This window comes from Sulfurisphaera javensis (assembly GCF_041154675.1).
GTDB lineage: Archaea > Thermoproteota > Thermoprotei_A > Sulfolobales > Sulfolobaceae > Sulfurisphaera > Sulfurisphaera javensis.
The window spans coordinates 966,014-988,391 of record NZ_AP031322.1; the positions used below are offsets into that span (position 1 = coordinate 966,014).

Sequence of the window (22,378 nt, forward strand, 5' to 3'; positions counted from 1 at the left end):
AATTCTAGTTAAATAATTTATTAAGGTTTATTGTAAGTGCAATTATATCAATTATTTTTTGTTATTAACTTAGATTATGTTATTTTAGGTATAATCTAGTTTGATTTCTGAACCTTAATTTAAACTGTGATCGTTTTCAAATATCTTTTCCTTTCTGTTTTAATATGCATATACAGCTCTATATAATATATATTCAATCCTTTCTTTTTAAAAGTATCTAGATTTAAACATGGCAAACACGTAAGATTTTTTTCTTTCATTAAACAATAGATTTCTATGGATTTACAAAAAGTGCTTGAAAATGCTGATAGAGTATTTAAATATTTAGAAGTAAAAATATTAGAAATTAAACCAGGCTATTCTAAAATTCAAATACCTTATAAGGAAGAGTTTTGTCGAAGAGGTAACGTATTAAATGGTGGAATAATAATGACTGCAATGGACTTTGCTGGTGGGTTAGCATGCCTTTCAGTAAATGATGGAATAGATCAAGTAACACAAGAACTAAAGATTAATTTTCTAGAACCAATGTACAAAGGACCATTTACTATTGAAGGAAAAGTTATAAGGAAAGGAAGAACTGCAGTAGTTGTTCAGATAGAATTTAAAGATAATGAAGGTAAAATAGGGGCTATTGGTTTAGGTACATGGTATATAATAAGAGATAGAATTGTTAAGAAGGATGAAAATAGTTAAATAATATTTTTAAGCATTTCTCTTATCACTTTCTTATCTAATTTCCCAGTACTTGTTTTAGGTATTTCGTCAACGAAAATTATTTTATCTGGAATCCACCATCTAGGAAATTTATTCAGTGATAAGAGATATTGTTTTATTTCATTTTCTGTGATATTACCCTCATATTCTTTCTTAGGCTTTACTAAAGCTATTGGTCTCTCGCCCCATTTCTCATCTTTAACTCCGACTACTGCAGCCTCAAATACTTTATAATACCCCGTAATTGCGTTTTCTAAATCAATACTTGAAATCCATTCGCCACCACTTTTTATCAGATCTTTTGCTCTATCAACAATTTTTATATATCCTTTATTGTTTATTGTTACTATATCCCCAGTTCTCATCCATGTCCTACTATTTATCAGTTTAAATGTCTCTCTTGTTTTTTCAATCTCTTTGTAATACTCTTTAGCTATCCAAGCTCCACTAACCCATAATTCACCTATACTTTTGCTATCCCATGGAAGTTCTTCTTCTCTATCTAAGCCCATTAATTTAATCTCAATCCCAGGTAATGGAATTCCTTGACTACTTATCATTTCTTGATTTTGATTTACAGTAGTTATTGCTTCTGTTTCTGTCATACCCCATGCATGATATAGATGAACTCCCATTTTATTAAACTTCTCAGCAATAATTTTTGGTGGCTCTGCTCCTCCAGTAACAACTATCTTTAAAGACGAGATATCATAGTTTTCTTTCTCTATAAAATTAAGAAAGTCGATCCACACAGTAGGAGCACCAGCAGCAATAGTTACTTTTTCTTTTTCAATTAACTCAGCTAGATCCTTAGGCTTTGGCCTTGGTCCCGGTAATACCAATTTAGATCCAGTCATTAAAGCTGAAAATGGTAAATCCCAACCATTTATATGAAACATAGGTACAACAACTAATACACTATCTTTCCTTGAGATCCCTATAGCGTCCTTAGCAAGTAAAGTTAAAGAGTGCAAATAAATTGTCCTATGAGTATATACAACTCCTTTAGATCTTCCAGTAGTCCCAGATGTATAACACATTATAGCTTCATCTCTTTCATCAATTTGAGGGAACTCGTTAATTGGCTTCTGCATATCTATTACTTTATCAAAGTTATTATCTAGCAAAAATATTCCATTTAGTGACGTTTTCAAATTTTTTGTTAAACTTTCAAATTCTGGTGATATAAAGGCATATCTGTCATTCGCGTGATTAATAACATATTCAATTTCATTAGGATGAAACCTAACATTTATCGTATGCAAAACATATCCCATGTTAATCGTAGCAAAATATAGCTCAAGATGTCTTCTAGTATTCCATTCAATTGATGCAACTCTATCTCCTTTGCTTAATTTAAGAGATTGTAGAAAAGAAGAAAACTTTCTTACTCTTGTAGCAAATTCGGAATAAGTCTTCCTTTCAATTCCCTCTTCAGATCGTGATACTATCTCACTATCACTATATAGTTTTTCAATTCGCCAAAAAATATGTTGCATTGTTAATGGAAAATCATTCACAATATTTAATAATTTATCTTAAAATTTAAGTATTGCGTATAAAAAGAAACTAACTTGAAAGTATCTTTTTCACAATTTCCTTGCTCTCATTAAAATCATAGGTCCTAAATAACTCGATTTTGCTAGCCTCTATTGATCCTTCAGCATGTATCATAGTAGTTAGTAGATATCCTACCATTGAACTACTACCAGCTATTTCCTTTACAAGTTTCAAAATATTGATCCTTTCTTTTCCATCAATCGCACCTCTTAAATACTTAGTTATAACTTCGCTTTCCTCACTTCTTAAATCTTCTTCTGATGGTAAAGTAGCAATGATTCCTCCCGCTATATCTATCAAATCTTTTACAATTTCATGGAAATGAGTATTAGTATATAATTTTCCAATATTAGTGAAAACAAAATTAGGAATAGCAATTTCTTCATCATTTTCCGGGTATATAGATGATGAGATAGCTGACATCCTTAATATTTCTTTATACATAACAATGTCTATTATATCATCTCTAACATGTTTCTCATTTAAGATACCGTTAGCTTCTGCTGCTAGAATTGCCGAGCCTAAATAAAGATTAGCCATTGCAGCTCTATATGATATTGCAGTAAATCTATGATAAGTTGCGAATAACCTAGCTACAGTCCCAGAAAACTCATATTCTTTAAAAAGAAATACCCTATCCCATGGAACAAAGACGTTATCGAAAATCGTTAAAGTTTCTAGTTCATAATCTTTTGAATTTAATATTGAGGATGTATTACCCTCTACCTCATCTATAGGTCTTACTATCATTTTTAACCCTGGAGTATTAGCTGGAATTGCAAATGCTATAGAATATTCTTTATCTTCTTCTCCCATAGCTCTAGTAGGAATTACAATTATTTCATCAGAAACAGCTGATTGAGTAGTGTGTGCTTTTGCTCCTCTTACTATTATTCCATCATTTCTAACATCTACAACTCTAACATACATATCTGGATCATCTTGCTTAGAGGGTCTTTTAGATCTATCACCTTTAACATCTGTTTGAGCAGTTGCCAGTGTTAAATCGTTTTTAATTATATATTCATAAAATTTCATTACTCTATTATAGTAATCAGTTCCATATTTTTTATCAACTTTTTTAGCAGTTATCATTAACGCAAAAAGAGCATCACTTCCTATAGCTTGCGATATATTAAAAATACCGTTACAGAAAATTGTTGAATCATAAATTAATTTATGCCTATCTATTAAATCTTGGGAATTTCTTGGGATTTTAAAATATTTACTTATTTTACCATATTTAGGATCATCATATAATCTATTAGGAAAATCATAAATTTTTGATGCATGTAAAGCAGCTATTCTTAATACTGGATGTTGTAAAATGTCTGTAACGTATTTTCCTCGGTACATTATTTTTCTTCCATCATTTAGTGATTTTAGATAATCTTCTTTACTTCTCATATTATTTTTTTCCCATAAAGCGTTATATAAGCCTTTTACAAAATTTGTGCAAACAGTATATTTTTTAGCCCCAGTTTACTCTCTTTACTTAATGAGATTAGAAGACATCAAAAAGGTATTAGTAATTGGAGCCGGAACTATGGGACATGGAATAGCAGAATTATTTTCTATGTCTGGTTATCAAGTATATTTGAGCGATATAAGTCAAGATATACTTGATAATGCTTTAAACAAAATTAGATGGAGTTTAGAAAAACTACAAGAGAAAGGGCAATTAAAAGAAGATATAAATACAATTTTATCAAGGATAAAAACAATAGTTGGATTAAATACTATTGTAAGTGATGCTGATTTTGCAATTGAAGCAATAGTAGAAAGAATTGATTTAAAAAGGCAAATTTTTTCTAAATTAGATGAGTTATTACCTCCACATGCTATATTAGCAACTAACACCAGTAGCTTATCAATAACTAAAATAGCTGAAGCAACTAAAAGAGCAGATAAAGTAGTTGGTATGCATTTCTTTAACCCTCCAGTATTAATGCAGTTAGTCGAAGTTATGAAAGGAGAAAAGACAAGTGATGAAACGGCTAAATTAACTTATGATTTAGCTAAAAAACTTGGCAAAACACCTATAATGATAAACAAGGATATACCAGGTTACGTAGTTAATAGAATTCTCGGAGAGATAATATCTGCCTCCTGTATTCTTATTCAGAGAAATTTGGCTGATTATTTAACTATTGATTCAATAGCTAGATACAAATTAGGATTTCCTATGGGAGTTTTTGAATTAATCGATTACACTGGAATTGATGTTAATTACCACGTCTCAAAATCATTAGAAGAATATGGCATTAAGTCTCCTTGTGTCACGTTATTTGAAGAAAAAGTAAAGAAGAATGAATTAGGAGTAAAGACAGGGAAAGGGTTTTACACTTACCCAGTACCAGGAAAATATAATAAACCTAATATACCTAAAGAATTAGCTGATAAACTCGATCCGGCTTTACTCATAGCATTAGGAGTAAATGAAGCAACTAGACTATTAAAAGAAAGAATAGTTAGCAGAGAAGATTTAGACTTAGCTGTTAGATTAGGATTAGGTTTCCCTAAAGGAATACTTCAGTATGCGGATGAGATAGGAATAGATAACATTATAAAAGCAATTGACTTTTTGGCTGTAGAAAAACCAGACGAGTTATTACTACAAATGGCAAACGAAGGAAAATTAGGGTTAAAAACTGGAATAGGATTTTATCAGTACGGGAAAGTAGAGACAAAAACACTAAATACACTTATAGTGCGTATTGAACCACCGTTAGCATGGATCATTTTAAATAGACCAGAAAGGTTAAACGCACTTAACATGGATCTTGTAGAAGAATTAAGTAAAACCCTAGCTGAATTGGAAAATGATAACAAGATAAGAGTAGTAATATTGACTGGAAATGGAAGAGCTTTCTCAGCAGGAGCTGATATTACTTCATTTTTAACATTAAAACCAATAGATATTATTAGGTTCAGAAGCATTCGTGAGTTAACAAACAAGTTACAGTTTTACACTAAACCAGTTATTGCTGCAATAAATGGTTATGCATTAGGTGGAGGATTAGAGATAGCTATGGCATGCGATATTAGAATTGCATCTGAAAGTGCTCAGCTTGGACAACCAGAAATAAATCTAGGAATAATACCGGGTGCTGGGGGAACTCAGAGATTACCTAGAATTATTGGTAAAGGTAAGGCCAAATTACTTATCTATACTGGAGATATGATACCAGCAAAAGAAGCTTATAATATAGGATTAGTTGACATGGTAGTTCCAGATAATAAGTTTGAGGATGAGGTAAGGAGGATTGCTTTAAAAATTGCTGAAAAATCACCACTCTCATTACTTGCTGCTAAACTAGCTATAGAACTAGGTTACGAATCTAATATATTTACTGGAGAATACCTAGAATCAAGTCTCTTCGGATTGTTATTTACTACTAAAGATGTACAAGAAGGAGTAAGAGCGTTCTTAGAAAAGAGAAAACCCGAATTTAAAGGAGAGTAAAGTTATTTTTTATCTTTTTATACTCTAACTTATGTATTCATTAAAAAATAAAGTAGCAGTTGTAACTGGTAGTGGAAGGGGAATAGGAAGAGCAATTGCTGTAAGATTATCGTCAGAAGGGTCATTAGTTGTAGTTAACGCTAAGAAGAGAGTTGAAGAAATGAACGAAACTATAAAGATAATTAAAGAAAATGGAGGAGAGGCAATCGGAGTTTTAGCTGACGTTTCAACAAGGGAAGGTTGTGAAAAATTGTTAAAGGATACACTTAAGAATTATAAGGCTGTAGATATTTTAGTAAATAATGCTGGGATAGGTTTGTTTTCACCATTTCTTAATGCTGACGATAAACTTATTGAAAAGCATATAACTACTGATTTCCTTTCTACTCTATATTGTTCACAAATATTCGCTAAAGAAATAAGAGAAGGCGGTGAAATATTAAATGTAGCATCAGTAGCAGGAATAGTACCAGCTTATGGATTATCCATCTACGGAGCAATGAAAGGGGCAGTAATTACATTAACTAAATACTTAGCATTAGAACTTGCACCAAAAATAAGAGTTAATGCAATTGCTCCAGGTTTTGTAAAGACTAAAATGGGTGAAAGTATGTATAAGTTGCTAGGAATTAGTGAAAAAGAATTTGCTGAAAGAGTTACTATTATGGGAAAACTCCTTGAACCAGAAGAAATAGCAGAATTTGTGGCTGCAATACTAAAAATAGAATCTCTTACTGGTCAGGTGTTCGTAATAGACTCTGGTGAAAGCCTAAAAGGTGGATTAAAATAACTTTATTTACCTAATATCTATCGTAAAATATTTTTCTCAAGGAGAATCCAATCAGTCCTATTGCATCTTTACCTTGTCCAATTACTGGGAAAAACGATAAGAAACCATGAATTACATTGTTAAACCTTACACTGGTGACTTCAACGCCGGATTGAAGTAATTTATTTGCATATGCCTCTCCTTGATCTCTTAATGGATCGTGTTCAGCTGTAATTATTAACGCTGGAGGTAGCCCAGAAAGGTCAGCTAAAATAGGAGAAAATCTCAAATCTAAAACGTCTGCAATTGAACGTAAATATTGTTGACCAAACCATTCTATGTGAGCTCTATCCAAGAAATATCCTTCTCCGTATTCATAAATTGATTTTGTAACTAAATCAAAGCTTACTGCAGGATAAATTAGAACTTGATACCTTAATCTAATATTTTCCTTCTTAGCCAAAATAGCCATTACAGCTGTAAGATTACCACCAGCACTATCTCCACCTATAGCTACTCCATATTTACCGTTAAATTTTTCTGCGTTAATATAAATCCATTTTAGTGCATCAAATGAATCAACTACTGCAGCTGGAAATTTGTTTTCTGGTGCAAGTCTATAATCAACTGATATAACTAAACAATTACAAGCATTAGTTATAGCCCTACACAGGGGATCATAACTTTCAATATCACCTAAAACAAATCCTCCACCATGATAATAAACTAATATACCAAATGGTCCTTCAAATTTAGGGTAATACACTCTTGCTGGGATTTCTGTTTCACTTCCTGGTATTTTTATGTCCTCAATTCTTCCTACTTCTTCTTTTGGTGCTAAAGAAGCCATTTGCCTGAACGTTTTTCTTATTTCATCTATTGATGCCTTTCCTATTGGTATCTGCAATTGAGTCTCTAAAAGTTTTTTAATCTTTGGATCTAACATCTTGTATTTAATTAGCCTTATTACTTTTTATTTTTTCATCATAATTGGTTCATGCCGTTTATATAATAAAAATGAACTTTTTACAAAGTCGATACTAGTATCAAATTTTAGATTTAATAATTTTTATTATAAATCTATTGAACTCAAATTAAAACTTTTATTAATAAAACTCATATAAAAAGATTATGATTACGCCTAAAACAAGAAAAGGGAATAGAACACTAGAAAAAATCTTGAACGCATCGATAGAAGTGATAGAAGAGAAAGGATTTATGAACACTTCTGTCTCAGATATAACTAAAAGAGCTAATGTAGCTTATGGACTATTTTATTATTACTTTAAGGATAAGTATGAGTTACTAGACCAATTAATAGTTAAGGCAAATAGGGAGATGAGATATTATCTTAAAACTCACACAGAAGGAATTGAAGATAGAATAGAAAAGGAGAAGGTAGGTATGAGAGAATTTTTAAGATGGATAAAAGAGAATAAAAGATATTACAAGATATTTATAGAAGCACACGTACACAGACCTCAAATGTTGATATGGCATTACAATAAATTAGCGGAAAGATACTCTATTGGATTGAGAGAGGCAATGAAAAAAGGAGAAATAATCACTATAAATCCAGAATTATTATCTTATGTCTTAATTGGAATTGGGGAAATATTAGGTAAAAGATATATTTTATGGAGTAATAACGATATTTCGCAAGAGCTTTTAACTGAGGTTAATAAAATCATTGAGAAATTACTTATACCTCAAAATTAATGAAACAAAATTTTTTATTTTATGATTCATAAACTGTAATTATGTCTTCTAATGTCGAAGGAAAAATTTACGCAAATAAGTCTATTGAAGAAATATTAGGGAACTATCAGAATTTTATAAGTTGTATACCTAGTGTAAAAGATATAAAAGATAGGAAATTCAAATTAGATGCTCAAGTGGACGGATTTAATGTAACAGTAGATGGTGAATTATCTACTTTTCAAAAAGAAGGACAAAGTTACATATACGGATTAAAGATCAGTGGCCCCGGTGTTACAATAACTATTACAACTACATACAAAGTTCAGGGTAATGAAATATCGTGGTCTTCACAATACAAGTATGAAGGATTTGCTGTAACAATGATAGGTTCATTATTAGATACTACAATCCAAAATATGATAACGACTACAAATGAATGCATTAAAGCTAAGCTGACATAAAAATATTTTAAATGCAGTAGAAATAAAGTAAATTATGAAAGCTGCAATTCTTTATAATTTTAATCAAGATTTTAAAATAGAAGAGACCAAGCCAAAAGGAGTAGGCGTTAAAGTAAATGTAGCGGCTACTGGAATTTGTGGAAGGGATATAGTAATTTGGAAAGGGGGATTTAGGAATCTTAAGACACCGATTATTCTGGGCCATGAAATTGTAGGTTATTATAAAGATAAGCCAGTTGCTGTCTATCCTAATATAAATTGTGGAAAGTGTGAATATTGTAAAAAAGGTAAAGAAAATTTATGCGACAATAGTATTATCATCGGAGAAAACCAAGATTTTACTGGCGGATATGCGGAAGAAGTAATAGTGCCAGAAAACAACCTAATATCATTACCAGATGAGGATTTTGAAAAATATGCTGCTGCTTTAGATCCTTTAGCTACTTCTATTCATGCAACAAAATTAGTAAACATAAATAAGGATAGTAAAGTTTTAGTTACTGGTGCAGGAGGAGGGGTTGGTGTCCATTTAGTTCAGTATTTAAAGTATCTAGGTATTAATAACGTATATGCATTAACTTCTAAAGGAGAAAAACTTAAAGAATTCACAGAGAATGTTGTCACTGATATTAAAAGTCTTAAATTTGATATTATATTTGAATTAGTAGGATCAAAAACCATAAATGACTCTTTAAGAGCTCTTAATAAAGAAGGTACTTTAATACTTATTGGAAATGTGGAAGGAGAACCGATAACCTTACTTAGACCAGCTTTATCGATAATGAGACAACATAAGATTATAGGTTCAGCATCTTATACTAAGAAAGAGTACGAAGAAGCAATAAGATTAATTCATGAGAAGAAAATAAAACCAATTTATCAGACATATGATCTTTCTGACATAAATAGAGCGTACAAAGATTTACAGAATAGAAAAGTTTTTGGAAGAGCCGTGCTTAAAATTAGATAATCTAAAGAAAGAAAGTTTTTATTTACATGTATCACACATAAATTATGGTTTTGCCATTTAATTCAGTAGAACTATTCTCTATTGAGATATCGGAAAAACATGAATTATTTAGAAAAGCTATAAGAGAATTTATGGAAAGAGATGTTGCTCCTTTTGTTGAAAAAGGAGAAAGAGAAAAGGAAGTGCCTAAAGAAATTTTAGAAAAAGCTAAAGAACTAGGCCTATACGGAATTACTGTTCCAGAAGAATATGGTGGACAAGGAGGAGATATGTTAATGTCAGCTTTAGCACAAGAAGAGATATCTAGAGTTTGGCCATCATTCGCTACTAGAGTTTCTGCTGGTGCTCTATTTACAACACCAATCTTGCTTTTTGGATCTGAATATTTGAAGAAAAAATACGTTCCTTCTGTTGCTAAAGGAGAAAAAATTGCTGCATTAGCCAATACTGAACCCGTAGCAGGATCCGATGTTGCTGGGATAGAAAGTACTGCAAAGAAAGCTAACGGAAAATATATACTAAATGGAAGGAAAATTTTCATAACTAATGGTGGTATAGCAGATTATTATGTAGTAACAGCTAGAACTTCTCCACCACATCCGGAAGCAAGATGGAAGGGAATTTCAATGTTTGTAGTTGAAAGAGAATGGAAGGGAGTTAAAGTAGTTAGCAGAATAGATACATTAGGATTAAAGGCTTCAAACACAGCAGAATTAGTGTTTGAAGACGTAGAAATTCCAGAAGAGAACTTAATAGGAGAAGAAGGTTTAGGTTTTAAATATGCTATGGCAACATTTGATAGAACTAGAGTCGGAGTTGCAGCTCAAGCATTAGGTGTAGCACAAGCGGCTTTAGAGAAAATGGTAGCTTATTCAACTCAAAGAGTAGCATTTAAAATGCCAATAATTATGTTTGAATTAGTTCAAGAAAAAATAGCAGAATCACTCACTGAAGTAAATACTGCCAGACTTTTAACATATTGGGCTGCAACTTTATTCGATAAGGGTTTAGAAAACGAGGCTATAGTAGCTGCTTCAATGGCTAAATATTATGCAACTGAAATAGCTGAAAAAGTGGCAATAAGAGCAATTACTGTTCATGGAGGATACGGTGTAGCCACATCAACAGGAGTAGAGAGATTATTAAGAGACGTAGAAGTTATGAAAATCTACGAAGGGACCAACGATGTACAAAAACTGACAATAATTAGGGAGACTGCTAGGAGACTTTTAGGTATCAAATTATAATTTTAACATTAAGTAAAAAGATTTATTAATTCTTTATTCGATTTTCATAATATGAGTGAATATTACGAATATCAATTAACAATAGATAAAATTCTCGATAGTGGAGTGAGAAGTTTTCCAGATAGAGAAATTGTATATAGAGATTTGAGAAGATATACTTTCTTATCTTTTTCAGATTCTGTGAAGAGATTAATGACTGGATTAAAGAAACTGGGTGTCAAAGAAGGTGATACGATAGGAGTTATAGATTGGGATACAGATGTATATTTACATTCATATTACGCTATTCCAATGTTAGGCTCAATTTTACATACTGTAAATATCAGATATCCCCCAGAATTAATATTAAAGACTATATTACAAGCTGAAGATAAGTTTCTTATTGTTAGAGACGAGTTTCTCCCTTTAGTTGAAAGAGCAAAAAACCTTTTACCAGTGGGGATTAAAATAATAACCTATAGTGATACCAAGGAGAAAGTTAAATCTTCAATGTCAGATGCTGATTTTTGGGATTTAATAGATAATAGTGAACCTTCAGAAATACCTCAAATAAATGAAAATGCAAGGGCCACTATATTTTTTACTTCTGGCACTACTGGAGAGCCTAAAGGTGTTTGGTTTACTCATAGGAAATTAGTTCTACATGCAATGAGTGTAAGCCTAGTAGGTGCAAGACCACCTTTAAATCTCTCAAGTAATGATGTATATTTAATTTTAGTTCCTATGTTCCATGTACATTCTTGGGGATATCCATATGTCTTTATGTTATCCGGAATAAAATATGTATTACCGGGTAAATATGACTATGGTCTTATACTAAGATTAATGGAAAAAGAAAACGTGACTTTCTCTGCTATGGTACCAACAATTTTGTATTTTATAATAACTCACCCAGACGCTCAAAAATATTTACATGTTTTTAAGAGATGGAAAGTAGTAATAGGAGGGTCTGCTCTTCCAGAAGGATTAGCAAGAAAAGCGAAAGAATTAGGCATTACAATAACTTGTGGCTATGGACTTTCAGAAACTTGTCCAGTTCTAACAGTTAGTTATTGTAATTCCTTAGCTGAGAAATTAGATGATAGCGTTAAGTTTTTAGAACAAATTACAGCTGGAGCTCCAATACCTTTAGTACAATTAAAGATAGTTGATCCTATTTCTAATGAAGAGAAAAAAATCAATGAAATAGGTGAAGTAGTAGTTAGAAGTCCTTGGCTAACACAAGAGTATTATAAAGACCCGGAAAAGACTAAAGCCTTATGGAGAGGTGGTTGGTTACATACCGGTGATTTAGGTTACATTGATGAATATGGTTATTTACATATTGTAGATAGAGAAAAAGATGCTATAAAAAGCGGAGGAGAATTTATACCCTCATTACTCCTAGAAAATGTAATATCATTACATCCTAAAGTCTCACAAGTCGCAGTTGTAGGTAAGAAAGATGAAAAATGGGGTGAAAGACCAGTAGCATTTATAGTACCTAAAGAACCAGTTAGTGAAGAAGAGCTTAGGAACTTTCTCTTGGAAATGAGTAACCAAGGGAAAATACAGAAATGGTGGATACCAGATAAGTTTATCTTTATTCAGTCTATGCCGCTTACTTCTACAAATAAAATAGACAAAAAAGTATTAAGAGAGCTATTAGATAAAAATATGTAGGTGAAAAATTTGCGTAATGTTGCAATAGTAGGTACTGGGCATACAAAATTTGGTGTTAGGACAGACGTTAATTTACAAGAATTAGCTTGGGAAGCAATTAGGCAAGCATTAGAAGAGGCAAATTTAGAACAAAAAGACATTCAATATTTTGTCGTAGGCAACGTTGGAAGTTGGAGCGCTGAGGAGCTACCAGCAGTTGTCATTGGTGAATATTCTGACTTAGTTCCAAAAGGAACTATGAGGGTTGAAGCCGCATGTGCTACTGGAAGTGCAGCATTAAGAGATGCATACTTAGCAATAAAGTCTGGAGAAGTTGATATTGCCTTAGCTGTTGGAGTTGAACAAATGCATCAATCACCAAACCCTCAGGTTGTTGAATTAATTGGTAGAGCTGGAGACTATTTCTGGGAGTTTGAGAATTTTGGTTTAACTTTCCCAGGTTATTATGCTCTTTACGCTTCAGCTTACATGGCAAAATATGGAGCTAAAGAAGAAGATTTAGGAAAGATTGCAATAAAGAATCACTATTATGGTGCAAGAAATCCCTATGCGCAATTTCAGAAAGAAATAACAATGGAAGAGTATTTAAAATCTAAACCAGTTGCTTATCCCCTTAAGTTGTTGGATTCTTCGCCAATAACTGATGGTGCTGCTGCTGTAGTTTTAGCTAGTGAAGAGGTTGCTAAAGAATTAACTGACTCCCCAGTCTGGATAGTATCACAAGGAGTAGCTAGTGGTACAGCAAACTTAAGTAAGAGAAGTGATTTCACACATATCGATGCTGCTGAAATTGCGGCTAAAGAAGCTTATAAGAGGGCTAAAATTGAATTCGAAAATGCTTGGAAATATTTTGATGTTGCAGAAGTTCACGATTGTTTTACAATTGCTGAAATTATGGCTTATGAGGATTTAGGTTTTGCAAAAAGAGGCGAAGGATATCTTTTAGCTAGAGAAAAACAAACTTACATAGGTGGCAAAGTTCCAGTGAATGTTGATGGAGGTCTAAAGTCTAAGGGGCATCCAATCGGGGCAACTGGGATTAGTATGGCAGTTTCAATAACTAGACAATTACTGGACAGAGCTCCCAAAGGAACACAAGCAGACATTAAAAATGGAATGGGATTAACGCACAATGTTGGTGGTACTGGACATTATGCATATGTAACAATATTCTCAACTAGGAGGCCATCATCATGATTAATGATATAAGGGAAAGATTACAGCAACAAATTTCACAATTAATTATAGCCTTAGATGGGATTGTAAAAACAACTGGTATGCCAATAATTACTGATAAGTCTGGCAATCCGCTATGGGTGGACGTTAGAGAAATTACATTAAGATATCAAATACCAGTTAAAAAAATTCAAAAATTTTTCGAAGGACTAAAAGAGGGTAAAGTGTTAGCAACAAAATGTCCTAAATGCAACACTATTTACTTCCCACCTCAAGATGATTGCCCTAAATGCAAAATGAGTAATTTAGAATGGGTTGAAATGCCTAACGAAGGAGAATTAGTTGCTTATACTATTATTAACGTAAAACCACCATCTTTCTCGCATTATTCAGATTACATAATTGGAATAGCTAAAATGGCAAATGGAGTTAATATAACTGCCTGGGTAAATTCTAAAGAAGTAAAAATAGGTATGAAGGTTAGACTTAAGGTAATAAGAAGAGAGCCAGAAGGATATATAACGTACGAATTAGAACCTATTTAACATTATATTATTTCCTACTTCAAATAATAAATATCGAAATACATTACTTTTTTTCACATATACATGGATCGATTTATGATAGTCTAGCTTTTATAATTATGGTAAAATATTCTCCTAAACTAAAAATAGTGCCGATTATTATGTTAGCTCAAGTGGAATACTCACAAAGGTTATACAAACGTATATTTTAAGCAAAAAGACTAGTAAAATTAAAAATCATTATATTTAATAGAAGGATTTTCATTTCAGATTATCTATATAAAGGATTATTTAACAATTTATAAGGACAAAGATTTTAAGGAATTTCCTAGAACATTTAATTCTAAAAATATTATTAACTAACTATTTTTCCTAATTATTATTTATATATTAGCCTAGTATGTTTAAACTTGTGATAGTAACATTAAATGAAAGGCAAATAGAGTTAAATGATAATATTACTATTCTTGATTTGTTAAAACGAGAAAAAATCTATATACCTCACATATGTTATAATGAGGGATTAGTTCCAATACAGAGTTGTGATACATGCATTGTAGAAGTTAACGGAAGATTAGTGAGAGCATGTAGTACTAAAGTATCCGATAACATGAATATAGTAACTAATAGTGAAAAAGCAGTGAATGCTAGAAAAACAGCATTACAGAGAATTCTTAGGTATCATAAATTATATTGTACAATTTGTGAAAACAATAATGGTGATTGCGTACTTCATGAGGCAGTAATTAAATCTGGTATTGTATCACAGAGTTATATTGAAAAGCCATATGCAATAGATGATTCTGGTCCTTTTTATGTGCATGATCCGTCGCAGTGCATTCTTTGTGGTAGATGCGTTGAAGCTTGCCAGGATTTTGCAGTTAATGAAGTTATTTGGATTAATTGGGATTTAAATCCGCCAAGAGTTGTATGGGATAATGGTAATCCAATAGGTAACTCTTCATGTGTTAATTGTGGAACATGTGTAACTGTTTGTCCAGTAAATGCACTTATGGAAAAATCAATGCTTGGAGAAGCTGGTTATTTTACATGGATAAATCCAGAATTGAAAAAGAAGATGATAGATTCCATTGGAAAATCTGAGGAAAACTTTAGTCTTTTAATGACAATAAGCGAATTAGAAGCTAAAGCTAGGGAAAGTCAAATAAAGAAAACAAAGACAGTATGCATATACTGTGGAGTTGGATGTAGTTTTGAAGTTTGGACAAAGGGAAGAAAAATACTTAAGGTTGAACCCAAACCTGAATCACCAGTTAATGGAATCTTAACATGCGTCAAAGGAAAGTTTGGTTGGGATTTTGTAAATAGCCAGGAAAGATTAACTAAACCATTAATCAAGGAAAATGGAAAGTTTAGAGAAGCTACTTGGGAAGAAGCAATTAACTATATAGCGCAAAGATTGAGAGAAATTAAGGAAAAGTATGGTCCAGATTCCATTGGATTCATTGCCTCAGATAAGATGACTAATGAAGAAGCCTATTTATTGCAAAAATTAGCTAGAGCCGTTATAGGAACTAATAATATAGATAACTCTGCAAGGTATTGTCAATCACCAGCAACAATAGGCCTTTGGAGAACTGTAGGTATAGGTGCTGATTCTGGTACAATTAAAGATATTGAAAATGCTGATCTTATTATTATTGTAGGTCATAACACAACTGAAAGCCATCCAGTTGTTGGAAGTAAAATTAAAAGATCAAAGAAAATCAGAGGAACTAAATTAGTCGTAATAGATGTAAGAAAACATGAAATTGCTGATTGGGCTGACCTGTTTATTAGACCAAAACCAGGCACAGATGCGGCTGTTTTAGCTGGAGTGGCAAAATATATTATCGATCAAGGATGGGAAAATAAGGAATTTATATCTAAAAGAGTAAATGGATATGAGGAATTTAAAGAATCGATAAAAGGCTTCACATTAGATTATGTTGAAAGCGTTACTGGAGTACCAAGAGAGCAAATAATCAAATTAGCCGAAATGATTCACTCTGCTAAAAGCGTTGCAATACTCTGGGGAATGGGTGTTACTCAACACTTAGGAGGAGCAGATACCTCTACGATAATCTCAGATTTGCTCTTACTAACTGGAAATTATGGTAAACCTGGAAGTGGCGCATTCCCGATGAGAGGCCATAATAATGTTCAAGGAGTTAGTGATTTCGGTTGTTTGCCTAACTATCTTCCTGGTTATCAAAAATTTGACGAAGCTACAATAGTTAAATTTGAAGAAGCTTGGAGAACTAAATTAAATAGAAAACCTGGTCTACAAATTCCACAAATGATTGAAGGGATATTAGAAGGAAATATACATGCATTGTACATTGTAGGAGAGGATACGGTAATGGTTGATTGTGGTACCCCATTAACAAGACAAGCATTAGAAAAAGTTGATTTCCTAATAGTTCAGGATATGTTCTTAACTGAAACAGCAAAGTTAGCTGATGTAGTTTTACCAGCAGCAGCTTCGCTTGAAAAGGAAGGAACTTTTGTAAACACTGAAAGAAGAATACAAAGAATCTATAAAGCATTTGAACCATTAGGAGACTCATTACCAGATTGGATAATAATACAAAAGATTGCTAACGCGCTAGGGGCTAATTGGAACTACTCTTCACCAGCTGAAATTATGGAAGAAATTAGAAGATTATGTCCAATATTTGCTGGAGTTACTTATGAGAGACTTGAAGGATTTAAGAGCTTATTATGGCCGGTTAATGAAGATGGTACTGATACTCCTTTACTTTATGTTAATGCATTTGCTACACCAGATGGTAAAGCTATCCTATATCCATTGGAATGGAAACCACCACAACTTAAAGATGAAGTACATAAAATAACTGTAAATACTGGCAGAGTATTAGAGCACTTTCACGTAGGTAATATGACTAGAAGAGTAGAAGGTCTAAGAAGAAAGGTTCCAGAAACTTTCATAGAAATTTCAAAGGAATTAGCACAGAAATATTCAATTAAATCCGGAGATTTAATATTAGTAAAGTCTAAGTTTGGTGGAGAGCTTATAGGAAGAGCTTTAGTTAGTGAAAGAGTTCAAGGAGAAGAGATCTTTATACCTCTTTATGCCTCTGACCCAATGAAAGCTGTAAACAATTTAACTGGAACTGTAATAGATAAAAATTCGGGCACACCAGCTTACAAAGATACTCCAGTAACAATTGAAAAAATATCAGAGGGAAATGAGACTCCATTACCCAGAGATAATTGGAGGTTCCATATAAATGAAAGGAGGAGACAATTTGGAATAGAGGTGGAGAAAAAATGGAAGAGGGAAGAATTCAAACCATTGACAGAATAATAGAAGAAATAATAAAGAATCAAGAAGCAATCATTAATTTTATAGAAATACTTAAAGAATTACAGAGAACTGGAATTCTACCATTTATGCTAGGAATTCTGCAAAAGAGTGAGGAAAATCTAGCATTTCTCATAGAACAAAACTCAAATTTAATAAAAAATATTAGCATTATTTATGCTATTCTTAATGGAGATGAAAAATCTGGGGAAATTCATTTAGCTGACATAATAAAATTACTTAATGACCAAGAAGTGAGAAGAGGTCTTTATCTAGTGTTGAGAATATTAAAGGCGATAGGAAATGCAAATAAAGAAAGTTAAAGTATTTAGAGTAAGAAATGAAAACACAGAAGACGAAGATTTTGTAGCTGTAGAAGAGCCATTAGAAGTCAGAACGTGTCATGAAGGCTGCCAAACTTTTGCTATAATTATGAGAACACCAGGGAATGATATTGAACTTACTTTAGGTTTTTTATATTCTGAAGGTGTTATAAATTCAATAGATGATGTTAGTGATATCTCCATTATTAGTGAGAATGTAGTAGAAGTAAAACTGAGAAAACCAGTAGAAGTAAAAATAAGAGATCTGATTGTTAATTCTAGTTGTGGAGTTTGTGGAAGAGCATTTTTATATACACTAAACATTTTGAAGTGCAACACCAAGATTAGAAAAGATGTTATTTTTTCTTTACCAGAGAAGTTAAAGGAGCACCAGAAAATATTTAATCTCACTGGAGGTCTTCATGCTGCTGCATTATTTACCTCTTCGGGAGAATTAACTTATGTATATGAAGATGTAGGAAGGCATAATGCTGTAGATAAGTTGGTCGGTAGATTGTTGATAGATAGAAAAATACCAGCAAGTACATATATCATGCAAGTTAGTGGAAGGATAGGATACGAAATAGTTAGTAAAGGAATAAAGGCTGGTATTCCAATTATTTGTGGAATATCTGCTCCAACAAGCTTATCAATTGAAATAGCTGAAGAAGCAGGGGTAACTTTAATTGGATTTTTAAGAGGAAATAGCTTTAATGTTTATACTCATAAAGAGAGGATTGTTTTAATCAGTAAATAATTTAAGTAAAAAAAGAAATTACATATTATGTTACTTAATGTTGAAGAAAATGAGGATGTTAATCTTATCATAAATTCATTTAAAGAACTCCTTGATAGAGAATGGAACATACTTGGTAACAAAAAGCATGAGGCTACAAAAGAGAAAGTTCAAGATTTATTTTATAAAATTAAAGATTTGGGAATATTTCAGTTCCTGAAAGAAAATAGTAATATATACTCTTTCTTAATAAACGAGGTTATAGGACAGAACTTGCTTCCCGGAATTATAGCAACTACAGCAATTTCAAGGAGAGATTCTCCCACTACGATAGGTGTTAAATACGTACCAGAAATAGATAAGGCAGAATTCGTAATAACTCCTTATGGTATAGCAAAAGTTAGTGATGTGGAGTATATCGAAGTTAAATCACCAGACCCTTCAGTTAAAATGTATAAAATAATTTCTGGCAAATGGGAAAAGAAAGAAGACTTTAATTTGATCCTACTTAACGCTTCATCACAAGTTATTGGACATGGAATATATTGTTTAACAAAAGCAATTGAGTATGCAAAAAATAGAGTAGCCTTTGGGAAGCCAATAGGTTCTTATGAGGCTATCAAACATAAAATAGTTGATGATGCGATAGGGCTTGAATTAGCTAGATCAAGATATTTAGCAAATGTAGGAGAACCAGAATCAGTCTTCGAATATTCTTTTAAGAAATCATTTAAGGCAATATTGGATTCTATTCAAGTTCACGGAGGCATAGGATTTACTACAGATTTAGATCTGCATTTACATCTAAAAAGAATAATAATGATACAAAAGATTTTAAGTCCTCTTATTACTTAAAATTTCCATTTTAATCCTCATTACCTCTTCTTTATTCTGGTTAACAACTATAATTTGCAAATAAACTTTACCATCTTTTTCCCTTTCTTTTTTGTCAACTACCTCTACTATGGCTTTAAGTGTATCTCCAATCTTCACTGGTCTTTTTGCATCAATCTCTAATTTAGTTAAAGCCACAAAACCTTCACCAAAAGGATCTGAGGGCAACTGGTAAGTTAAGCCAACAGCTATTGAAGCTGTAAGTAAACCGGGTAATATTCTTGTTTTAAATCTAGTATTTTTAGCGTACTCTTCATCGAGAAAGAGAGGGTTTAAAGCTCCTGTTAATCCCGTAAATAAGACAACATCTGCCTCAGTTACAGTTCTTCCTTTCGTTTCCCACTTTTGTCCTAATTGAAAATCTTCGAAGTACATAAGATTCTCTTCTTCTTCTTTTTAATATTTATTTCGGCAACTTAAGTAATTTCTCTCCTATTAGATTTCTGAGTATTTCTGAAGTACCACCAGCAATTGTTCTTCCTCTAGATGCTAACATGCCTAAATACCAGTTTTCTTCCATAATTTGCTCTAGGTCATATTCCGTAACTGCTACTTCATAAATTTTCTGTAAAATTTCAGACGAAACTAGTTTAAGTATGGCGCCTTCGACATCTACGTCTTCACCCTTTCTTAGTTTCACTAATAATCTTCTATAAAATCCCTCTAATCCCTCTACTTCATCTTTTAGTTCTCTTACGTTTATTTTGTCTAAGAGAATTTTCGAAACAAATAACATTGTTACTCCTAAGAAAAACCTTTCATGGTTTAACACTGTCATTGCTACATTCCATCCTTCATTTACCTTACCTACAACGTTCTCTTTAGGTATTTTTACTTCATTAAGATAAACGATATTAAACTCACTTTTCCCCGTAATTTGGTTAATCGGAGAAACTTTAATTCCTTCTTGCTTCATATTTACAATAAACATTGTCAAACCTTTATATTTATCTTCTCCAGTTCTAGCTAAAAGTAACATAAAGTTTGCTAAATGTGCATAACTACTCCAGATTTTCTGTCCAGTAACTAGATAATAATCTCCTTTATCTTCTGCTCTAGTTTTTATGTTTGCTAAATCTGAACCAGCATGAGGTTCTGAAAATCCTTGACACCATATATCGTCTGCTGAAAGTATCCTTGGTAAATATTTTTTCTTCTGTTCTTCAGTACCATGTTTAAGTATTGCTGGTCCAGCAACCATTAGACCTATTGAACCTAAACTTCTTCCATAGGGTAAACCAGCCCTTATGAATTCCTCATAAGCAATTATCTCATAAATAGGATCTAAGCCTTGACCACCATACTCTTTAGGCCAAGTTATTCCTATATATCCACCTTCATAAAGCTTTCTTTGCCAATTTCTTAGCTCCTCATAGTTTTCAATTTCAGCTGTATCGAAAAGTATCTTTAACCTATAAGGAGGAGCATTTTGCTTAATCCATTCCCTTATCTTTAACCTATACTCATCTTCATTCATAAATTAATATCACACTAAAATAAAATTAAGTTTTTTATGAAGTCATAGTTAAGTAAACTCCTATCAAAGTGATAGCTGATCCTATAATTTCTAAGAAAGTTGGTATTGTTTTAAAGAAAACATAAGATAGGATATAAGCAGTTACTGGAACTAGAAGCGACCCAGTACTCGCTTTTACACTGCCTAAATATTTCACTGCGTTAAACCAGAAGAAAAACCCTCCAACTTGTGCAATTAATCCTAAAGTAATTAATAATCCTATTCCAGTTAGATTAAACGCAAAACTAAAATCTATTGGTGTTATGGCGAGTAATATAGGAATTGATACTAGAGCCATAAAAGCATTCAGTTTAACTAAATCTTCCTTTAATAAATTTCTTCTGTAATATACTGTACCTAAAGCCCAAATTATTCCACCTATTAAACCAAATAAAAGACCTAAATTAAATGAGATAAAAGCTGATGCAGTTATTCCTATAACTCCGATAATTATTCCAATAATTCCTTTCATCTTAATCTTAGTGCCTAAAATCAGTTCTATAACTAGGATAAATAAAGGCTGAGTATATATCATAATAGCGACTAAACCCGGATTGCTAGAGAAGTAAACCCCTAAATTAAGAAAAGTAAGTAAGCCAACAAAATTCAATAAGCCATTTATAAATTGTTTAATCCCTACAGAAAGTCCTCTACCTAAAATATAAAAGAAAATAAAACCTATTGAAACCCTAACAACACTTATTATCATGGGAGATGCATATTCTGAAACTAACTTGGTAAGAGGATATGATAATCCCCAAACTATTGCTACTGGTATCATCCATTTTAAAAACAACGATCCAGTACTGGAAGACATAATAATACTTCGACATTTTATTATTTAAAAACTAACTTTACCTATGGAAATTTACTATATATTGGAAATTATATATTCTTTAATATTTATTTAAAATAAAACTTTTAAGTTAGTTTGAATAACTATCAATGATGGCAAAAGTACTCTTTTTGATAATGTCTGGCGATGAAAAGTTCGATTTAGCTATGAGAATGGCATATAACTCAATGAAAAATAAGAGGTATGAAGATGTCAAGATAATATTCTTTGGTCCAAGTCAAAAGAAATTAACGCAGATAGATGGCGATATAAAAAACATGTTCCAAGAGATGCTTAATAATAAAGCTATAGATTCAGCTTGTATCGGTGTAGCTCAAGCAATGAATATAAAGCCTAATTTAGAAAGTATGGGAGTAAGCTTAATGCCTGCTGGTGAAAGAGTGTCTTATTATGTTAATCAAGGATACGAAGTTATAACTTTTTAAGACATAAAGATAAACTTTTTATTTCTATATCTATTATTTTTAGTTAT

General features: G+C 32.1%; 21 protein-coding genes. 15 read left to right on the forward strand and 6 right to left on the reverse strand.

What is annotated here, in order from left to right; genetic code table 11:
- Positions 1-276 precede the first annotated feature (276 nt).
- Complete coding sequence (locus tag ACAM25_RS05125) at positions 277-696, forward strand: PaaI family thioesterase (RefSeq protein ID WP_369611258.1); 420 nt, start codon at positions 277-279, stop codon at positions 694-696.
- On the opposite strand, the gene ACAM25_RS05130 is transcribed toward ACAM25_RS05125, so the two are convergent.
- Positions 693-2,237 (reverse strand): long-chain fatty acid--CoA ligase, encoded by a 1,545-nt coding sequence (locus ACAM25_RS05130; RefSeq protein WP_369611259.1) that lies wholly within the window; start codon positions 2,235-2,237, stop codon positions 693-695. The genes ACAM25_RS05125 and ACAM25_RS05130 overlap by 4 nt on opposite strands.
- A gap of 49 nt (positions 2,238-2,286) precedes the next feature.
- Positions 2,287-3,684, reverse strand: coding sequence for a 4-hydroxyphenylacetate 3-hydroxylase N-terminal domain-containing protein (locus ACAM25_RS05135; protein ID WP_369611260.1), 1,398 nt, complete (start codon positions 3,682-3,684; stop codon positions 2,287-2,289).
- A 91-nt stretch (positions 3,685-3,775) separates the two neighbouring features.
- Here ACAM25_RS05135 and ACAM25_RS05140 point away from each other — a divergent pair, with 91 nt between their 5' ends.
- The gene (locus ACAM25_RS05140; protein ID WP_369611608.1) at positions 3,776-5,743 is read left to right on the forward strand and encodes a 3-hydroxyacyl-CoA dehydrogenase/enoyl-CoA hydratase family protein; all 1,968 of its coding nucleotides are present in this window, start codon (positions 3,776-3,778) and stop codon (positions 5,741-5,743) included.
- Positions 5,744-5,774: 31 nt separating this feature from the next.
- A complete protein-coding gene (locus ACAM25_RS05145) occupies positions 5,775-6,533 on the forward strand; it encodes an SDR family oxidoreductase (protein WP_369611261.1) in 759 nt (252 codons plus the stop codon).
- A 10-nt stretch (positions 6,534-6,543) separates the two neighbouring features.
- On the opposite strand, the gene ACAM25_RS05150 is transcribed toward ACAM25_RS05145, so the two are convergent.
- Positions 6,544-7,458, reverse strand: a complete 915-nt coding sequence (locus ACAM25_RS05150) for an alpha/beta hydrolase (RefSeq protein ID WP_369611262.1) — start codon at positions 7,456-7,458, stop codon at positions 6,544-6,546.
- Between the two features lie 185 nt (positions 7,459-7,643).
- Here ACAM25_RS05150 and ACAM25_RS05155 point away from each other — a divergent pair, with 185 nt between their 5' ends.
- From ACAM25_RS05155 to ACAM25_RS05205, 11 genes are all read left to right on the forward strand, one after another.
- Positions 7,644-8,231 carry a TetR/AcrR family transcriptional regulator gene (locus tag ACAM25_RS05155; RefSeq protein WP_369611263.1) on the forward strand — a complete coding sequence of 196 codons (588 nt, stop codon included), beginning with the start codon at positions 7,644-7,646 and terminating at the stop codon, positions 8,229-8,231.
- A 41-nt stretch (positions 8,232-8,272) separates the two neighbouring features.
- Positions 8,273-8,674 carry an SRPBCC domain-containing protein gene (locus ACAM25_RS05160; RefSeq protein ID WP_369611264.1) on the forward strand — a complete coding sequence of 134 codons (402 nt, stop codon included), beginning with the start codon at positions 8,273-8,275 and terminating at the stop codon, positions 8,672-8,674.
- 34 nt (positions 8,675-8,708) lie between these two features.
- Positions 8,709-9,644, forward strand: coding sequence for an alcohol dehydrogenase catalytic domain-containing protein (locus ACAM25_RS05165; RefSeq protein ID WP_369611265.1), 936 nt, complete (start codon positions 8,709-8,711; stop codon positions 9,642-9,644).
- Between the two features lie 44 nt (positions 9,645-9,688).
- Entirely contained in the window at positions 9,689-10,891 is a 1,203-nt protein-coding gene (locus ACAM25_RS05170) for an acyl-CoA dehydrogenase family protein (protein ID WP_369611266.1), read from the forward strand.
- A 51-nt stretch (positions 10,892-10,942) separates the two neighbouring features.
- Positions 10,943-12,553, forward strand: coding sequence for a long-chain fatty acid--CoA ligase (locus ACAM25_RS05175; RefSeq protein WP_369611267.1), 1,611 nt, complete (start codon positions 10,943-10,945; stop codon positions 12,551-12,553).
- A 9-nt stretch (positions 12,554-12,562) separates the two neighbouring features.
- Entirely contained in the window at positions 12,563-13,750 is a 1,188-nt protein-coding gene (locus tag ACAM25_RS05180; protein WP_369611268.1) for a thiolase domain-containing protein, read from the forward strand.
- Complete coding sequence (locus ACAM25_RS05185; RefSeq protein WP_369611609.1) at positions 13,744-14,274, forward strand: Zn-ribbon domain-containing OB-fold protein; 531 nt, start codon at positions 13,744-13,746, stop codon at positions 14,272-14,274. Before ACAM25_RS05180 ends, ACAM25_RS05185 begins: the two co-directional genes overlap by 7 nt.
- Positions 14,275-14,653: 379 nt before the next feature.
- Positions 14,654-17,584: a formate dehydrogenase subunit alpha gene (gene fdhF, locus ACAM25_RS05190; protein WP_369611269.1), complete on the forward strand. Its 2,931-nt coding sequence runs from the start codon at positions 14,654-14,656 to the stop codon at positions 17,582-17,584.
- Complete coding sequence (locus tag ACAM25_RS05195) at positions 17,548-17,904, forward strand: DUF1641 domain-containing protein (protein WP_369611270.1); 357 nt, start codon at positions 17,548-17,550, stop codon at positions 17,902-17,904. Before fdhF ends, ACAM25_RS05195 begins: the two co-directional genes overlap by 37 nt.
- Positions 17,885-18,661 carry a formate dehydrogenase accessory sulfurtransferase FdhD gene (gene fdhD, locus ACAM25_RS05200; protein WP_369611271.1) on the forward strand — a complete coding sequence of 259 codons (777 nt, stop codon included), beginning with the start codon at positions 17,885-17,887 and terminating at the stop codon, positions 18,659-18,661. The genes ACAM25_RS05195 and fdhD overlap by 20 nt, the downstream gene beginning before the upstream one ends.
- Before the next feature lie 27 nt (positions 18,662-18,688).
- Positions 18,689-19,495, forward strand: a complete 807-nt coding sequence (locus tag ACAM25_RS05205; RefSeq protein WP_369611272.1) for an acyl-CoA dehydrogenase family protein — start codon at positions 18,689-18,691, stop codon at positions 19,493-19,495.
- Here ACAM25_RS05205 and ACAM25_RS05210 read toward each other — a convergent pair.
- The 3 genes from ACAM25_RS05210 to ACAM25_RS05220 are packed head-to-tail and all read right to left on the reverse strand — an operon-like array spanning position 19,475 to position 21,867.
- Positions 19,475-19,909, reverse strand: a complete 435-nt coding sequence (locus ACAM25_RS05210) for a MaoC family dehydratase (RefSeq protein ID WP_369611273.1) — start codon at positions 19,907-19,909, stop codon at positions 19,475-19,477. The genes ACAM25_RS05205 and ACAM25_RS05210 overlap by 21 nt on opposite strands.
- Positions 19,910-19,937: 28 nt before the next feature.
- Positions 19,938-21,011 (reverse strand): acyl-CoA dehydrogenase family protein, encoded by a 1,074-nt coding sequence (locus ACAM25_RS05215; protein WP_369611274.1) that lies wholly within the window; start codon positions 21,009-21,011, stop codon positions 19,938-19,940.
- 34 nt (positions 21,012-21,045) lie between these two features.
- Positions 21,046-21,867, reverse strand: coding sequence for a DMT family transporter (locus tag ACAM25_RS05220; RefSeq protein WP_369611275.1), 822 nt, complete (start codon positions 21,865-21,867; stop codon positions 21,046-21,048).
- A gap of 131 nt (positions 21,868-21,998) precedes the next feature.
- Here ACAM25_RS05220 and ACAM25_RS05225 point away from each other — a divergent pair, with 131 nt between their 5' ends.
- Positions 21,999-22,331, forward strand: coding sequence for a hypothetical protein (locus ACAM25_RS05225; protein ID WP_369611276.1), 333 nt, complete (start codon positions 21,999-22,001; stop codon positions 22,329-22,331).
- The last annotated feature ends 47 nt before the right edge of the window (positions 22,332-22,378 follow it).